The organism is Gilliamella sp. Imp1-1 (assembly GCF_001690415.1).
In the GTDB taxonomy this organism is placed as follows: Bacteria; Pseudomonadota; Gammaproteobacteria; order Enterobacterales; family Orbaceae; genus Gilliamella; species Gilliamella bombi.
Genome location: NZ_LZHK01000106.1, coordinates 1 through 5,648, shown reverse-complemented (window position 1 = coordinate 5,648; position 5,648 = coordinate 1). Strand labels below are relative to the sequence as shown.

Annotated in this window: 5 protein-coding genes; 1 reads left to right on the top strand and 4 read right to left on the bottom strand. The window is 36.1% G+C overall.

All coding sequences use genetic code 11. The features are described 5' to 3' along the window. The coding region (locus A9G38_RS09195) for an IS3 family transposase (protein ID WP_081297942.1) at positions 1 to 880 on the top strand (880 nt) is incomplete at its 5' end. On the opposite strand, the gene A9G38_RS09190 is transcribed toward A9G38_RS09195, so the two are convergent. From A9G38_RS09190 to A9G38_RS12310, 4 genes are all read right to left on the bottom strand, one after another. Continuing rightward, positions 826 to 1,227, bottom strand: a complete 402-nt coding sequence (locus A9G38_RS09190; RefSeq protein ID WP_034914500.1) for a hypothetical protein — start codon at positions 1,225 to 1,227, stop codon at positions 826 to 828. The two genes, A9G38_RS09195 and A9G38_RS09190, sit on opposite strands and share 55 nt — an antisense overlap. Before the next feature lie 25 nt (positions 1,228 to 1,252). Then, positions 1,253 to 1,423 carry a hypothetical protein gene (locus tag A9G38_RS12315; protein WP_176713254.1) on the bottom strand — a complete coding sequence of 57 codons (171 nt, stop codon included), beginning with the start codon at positions 1,421 to 1,423 and terminating at the stop codon, positions 1,253 to 1,255. Positions 1,424 to 2,185: 762 nt separating this feature from the next. Then, a complete protein-coding gene (locus tag A9G38_RS09185; protein WP_065623248.1) occupies positions 2,186 to 3,817 on the bottom strand; it encodes a hypothetical protein in 1,632 nt (543 codons plus the stop codon). A gap of 294 nt (positions 3,818 to 4,111) precedes the next feature. Continuing rightward, on the bottom strand, positions 4,112 to 5,648 hold a 1,537-nt coding region (locus tag A9G38_RS12310), incomplete at its 5' end, for a hypothetical protein (protein WP_176713253.1).

The following is a 5,648-nucleotide window of genomic DNA, read 5'->3' as shown; positions in this document are numbered from 1 at the left end:
TAAAGCAAGCAGCACTGATAATAGGACGAAAATCGCTATCCTAAAAGCAAATCGACATCGTTATAGCATAACAAAGCTATGTCAATATTTAGGATTATCAAGACATTATGCTTATTATCAGTGTAAATTGAATAGACAAAAATCAGTAGGGCTTTATGCCAATAAAATCGTGACGCTATTTAATCAGAGCTATCAGTCTTATGGTACAAGACGAATTCGTTTTGATTTACAGAAAGAGAATATTTGGGTGTCACGCCGTTACATTGCTCGGGTGATGAAAGCCTTATTGCTGGTATCAAAATACACCGTTAAACGTTATCAATCTCACACTACGGAAGTGAATGAAACCGCCATAGAAAATCACCTGCAACGACAATTTGATGTAGGTGATAAAAAACAAATTGTTGTTGCAGATTTAACCTATATTCAAGTTAAGCAACGTTGGAACTATTTATGTGTTTTAGTGAACTTATCCGATAGGCAAATTGTCGGTTACCATGTTGGTCAACATAAAACAGCAGAGCTTGTTATGTCGGCATTAAGCCAAATTAAACTGCCATTATCAAAATTGGATTTATTTCATTCAGACCGAGGCAAAGAGTTTGATAATCGGTTATTAGAGGCGTGTTTTAAGACATTTAATATCACGCATTCATTAAGCAAGAAAGGGTGTCCATATGACAATGCGGTAGCGGAAGCGACATTTAAAACAATTAAAACGGAATTTGTAAAAGGCCAACGTTTCAACTCAACGGCTGAATTACAACGCGCTTTTTCGGCTTATGCTTATTGGTATAATCATAAACGATTACATTCTTCGTTAGGCTACTTGCCTCCCGTTGAATTTAAAAAACACTTACCCCTTAATTTTTTTGTTTGAAAATGTGTTGCCATTCCAAAGTTTATTTTTACAAGCCCTGTAGGTAGCTTATTTTCAGCATTTAACGTTAATGTTACCCCTCCTGTCGAAATTGTTCGACCATTCGTATTAACGATATCTTGTGCTTTTATTCCTGCAACACTCAAGTAAAAAAATAAATTATGAGAGCCTGTGGTTGGAAAGTTTGCTCCAGGATTCGCTGGATTATAAGCATAAAATCCTCTATATTTATTCCAATCTCCATGCGGATCGTTAAGAGAAGAAACTGCACCATCGTAAGGTATATCATTTGAATGCCAATCATATTCTAAATTAGGCATAGCATAACAAAATTGTGGTTTATCCATTTTGGGATAAAGATAATAGGTATGTCTATTTCCAGTAAAGCAACAACGGCGCTAATGCCAATGGGATTTTTGAAAATAATTTTATGGATAATTTCGATGATATAAATGAGCTTCGAGTAAAAAATCGTCGAATAGGATTATTTGATAAATTTAAGACATAAGTTTGCCAGTGCTTGCGCCAAAAACAATACTGCATTACATTTCACCTATCAATTAATGTTTTCTTTTTTCGTGATTTATAATTATTTGTTTTATTTAATTTTTTATAATTATTCACTTATTTAATAAGCTTATTTCCCTATAGTGGTTAAAGTATAGCCGTTTAAAAAATAGTTGGCTAGTTTTTTGACGGATTTTTTTGTAAAGAAATGTAAATAAATTTAAAGAAACATAAAGATAGAAATGATTCAGTTATAAAAATAAGTGAATTTTTTAACTAAAATATAATGTCAGATTACAGACATTTTGACCTTTGATGGAATGATTAATATTGCTGATAACTTCTAAAACACAAACACACCCAACAACCTAGTTTAGCGTACTAGCTTTACTTGGTTATCGGTATATTTTGATGCTGTGATAAGGCAGGCTGATTAACATTGTGGTGCTATAAGCGTGTTTTTGCTCTAAAAACGTTCAGGTAGACTATTGATTTTATTGAAGTTTTTATTTGTATTTTTAAATAAAATCAAACGCTTATAAGCTATTTTTTTATTACGTTGAATTTGGCTTTTTAATAAAAGCGCTTTTGTTATTTGATAATAGTTATTTAATAATAACTTGTTAATAACAGCCAGTTAATAACAAAAGCGCAAGCTTTTAATTGGTATCGGTCGGGCGCTATTAAAACGTTAGGCTCGCTGACTTTACCTGCTAAAAGCCCTAACTTGCGGCCAGGGCTTTATTCTTGCCTATATTGTCCTCTCAGACACCATAACCACCTTTCTCGCAAATATTACTAAGGGGTGGTGCAAACCGCATAATAGCTCCAGGAAACACTGTTGTTGTCGACGTAGCCGTCGAGCGAGGAGACATTGAACTGGTTGTTACCCCTTGCGTCACTTGTCCAGTAATATTTTAAGGTGTTGATGAAGCCCGCATCAGCGTAGCCGTACATTGCTCCCCACTCCGTGAAAAACCCAGCTCCTATATGACGCTGGTAAGCATTATTACTTGATGACGGCGTGCTGCCTAATGCGCCTTGACACCAACTTCCTGAACCCCAACCAGAACAAACTGCATTGGTTAAATCCCTTACCCGCGGCATGCGATAACCCAAACTATTACACCATGCTAACTGCTCGCTATAAGTTTTAAATTGATCACCTCTATTGACAAACCACTGCCTCAACTTAAATCCATATCTTACCTCATTACCATTATTATCCCTTCCCACCAATTCAAAAGTCTGTGGCAAAGATGGGACGGTAATTCGGTTTGGATTAGAATTGCTCCACCAGCTCCTTGCCTCTGGACCATTCAACGTTACTCGTGTTACATTCTTAGACTTATCAGTAATCCACTCATCAGCTGGTATAGTATTCCCTTCTGGGTCCGTGAATGTCCCTGAAAGTGGCCTTGTCCATCTCAACGTTGCAATTATATCACCACTTGTATATACAGACCAACTCAACTGACTTGCATCTACTCCAACTATGACTAAATCAAAATACAACCCATCTGCCCCCGTAGTTGGAAAATTTCGGTCGTAAGATGATGAGTTTGTAAATACATCTAAAAAACCCTTCTCAGAATTCCATATACTAGCTGGACCAGCAAAACGTGGGTTATCCCAAGCTTCAATACCTACTGTGCCACCAAACACCAAATTCGGTCTGACCGAACAAATAATAGGATGTGGCGGCAAAGTGATATAATACTCCGCTGCTCCTCCGTAAAGCCTACTACTATTCGGCATACCATAACGAGTCTCTAAAGCCCCCCCTGAACTATCTAAGGTTACCTTATAAGGTGCTTTACATAGACTTAATGCATCACTACGATTAACGGTATTGCCATCTTTATCCTTTATTACTAACGATATACTCCCTGATGCGCTAACTCCATCCACTCCCTGTCCATCCCCATCATCATCGCCCCATTTACCTTGTGTTACTAAGTCATTTATATTTATTGAGTCGCTTGATGACGGAACTATCATTTCAATATCAGCCAAAGTATCCCCTACATTAGATAACTCGATTGGCGCTGTCGATGATGAAGGATTATTTTGCGGTGTGAATGTTCGACCGTCTGATAACTTAATACCTAATAATTCCCTTATTTCAGTCACTTTAGTAACACCGCCATCAAAGGTTAAATAAGGCGCAGTACCATGAATGCGCTCAGAAGTCGTGGCCGATAATGCCTGTGATTCTAATGAGTACAGCAATAACAACAACGGCGCTAATGCCAATGGAATTTTTGAAAATAGTTTTGTGGATAATTTCGAAAATAATTCGAGAGATAATTTCGATGATATAAATGAGCTTCGAGTAAAAACTTGTCGAATAGGATTATTTGATAAATTTAAGACATAAGTTTGCCAGTGCTTGTGCCTTGTGCCTTGTGCCTTAAAATGGTACTGCATTTTGTTCCACCTGTCAAGTAATATTTTGTTTTATTTAGATTTTTTATGGTTAATCGCTTATTTAATAAGCTTGTCTTTCTAAAGCGATTAAAGTATAGCCGTTTAAGAAATAGTTGGCTAGTTTTTTGGCGGACTTTTTTGTAAAGAAATGTAAATTGTAAGAATTATTCATCATGAATGGGCATAAACTTTATGGTTAAATTAATCTAAATATTTTATAGCTAAAAAGTTTAATCGACTATTTAAACAAAATACCAAGTATTTTTATTTAAATAGTCATTATTGAAGAGAAAATTATGGTGTAACGCAAGCTCCTCTATAGTCTTGATCTGAAAGATATCTAGCGCCAACAACACCTGTATTTGTCTCTACAACGCGAGTATAAAAGTCAATAAGATCTGATGTCCAATAATACCCTCTTAGCTCCCCCCAAGCAGGATCGCCAACTTGAAAAAATTCCCAATCACTATCTTTATAGTAGATTTGAGTCACTCGTCCCCATTCGCTAAATAATCCCCCCATCCAATAACCATTGGTTATATAACTAATTTTTCGTAAAGAGGCTCCGTCTGCTATACCATTTTGCCAATCCACAACTATATCTTCGCCACGCCTTGCATTGGTAAAATCAAGCACTTTGGTCATACGATATCCACCACCATTAAAGTTATTACAAAATGCTACTGCATTTTGATACCCCCCTGCACCACCTTTTTTAGTGACATACCAACGCTCTAACCTAAAACTATACAATGGGTCATTGTTTTTATCGTGTAAATAAAATGTTGAAGGAATAAAAGAACCAGGATTACTCTCCTTAGGACCCGTTAAGTTAATTTTTACAAGCCCTGTAGGTAGCGTATTTTCAGCATTTAACGTTAATGTTACCCCTCCCGTCGAAATTGTTCGACCATTTTTATTTACTATATCTTGTGCTTTCATTCCTGCAACACTCAAGTAAAAAAATAAATTATGAGAGCCTGTGGTTGGAAAGTTTGCTCCAGGATTCGCTGGATTATAAGCATAAAATCCTCTATATTTATTCCAATCACCATGCGGATCGTTAAGAGAAGAAACTGCACCATCGTAAGGTATATCATTTGAATGCCAATCATATTCTAAGTTAGGCATAGCATAACAAAATTGTGGTTTATCCATTTTGGGATAAAGATAATAGGTATGCCTATTTCCAGTAAATTTATCACTTTCAGAAGGAATACCATATTCTGTCTTAATGCTTACATCTTCCACTTCTAACGTCAATTGATAAGGTGCATCACAGCCATTTAATGCTTTATCTGAGTTATCCTTCACATAATTAGTAATATCTTGACCATATAAATTCTGCCATTTAATTTTTAATTTACTTGAATTGACACGATGGAGTGTATCGCCATCATCATCCTTCCAATAACCATTGTCATCAATAACTTTATCGGTCAATACTTCTGGATAATCCCCATGAGGCACTAATGTCTTGATATCTGCAAAAGTGGCTAAAAGTTTATCTAACACTAATGGGTTTTCCATACTTGAGCTATCATTTGATACAGTAATAATTTTGTTTCCGGGCAATGTTACTGATAATAAGGGACTAATTGAATCGGCATGAGTCGCACCGCCATCAAAGGTTAAATAAGGCGCAGTACCGTGAATGTAATTAGAAGTAGTAGCCGATAGTGCCTGCGATTCTAAAGAGTACGGTAATAACAACAACGGCGCTAATGCCAATGGAATTTTTGAAAATAGTTTTGTGGATAATTTCGAAAATAATTCGAGAGATAATTTCGATGATATAAATGAGCTTCGAGTAAAAACTTGTCGAATAGGA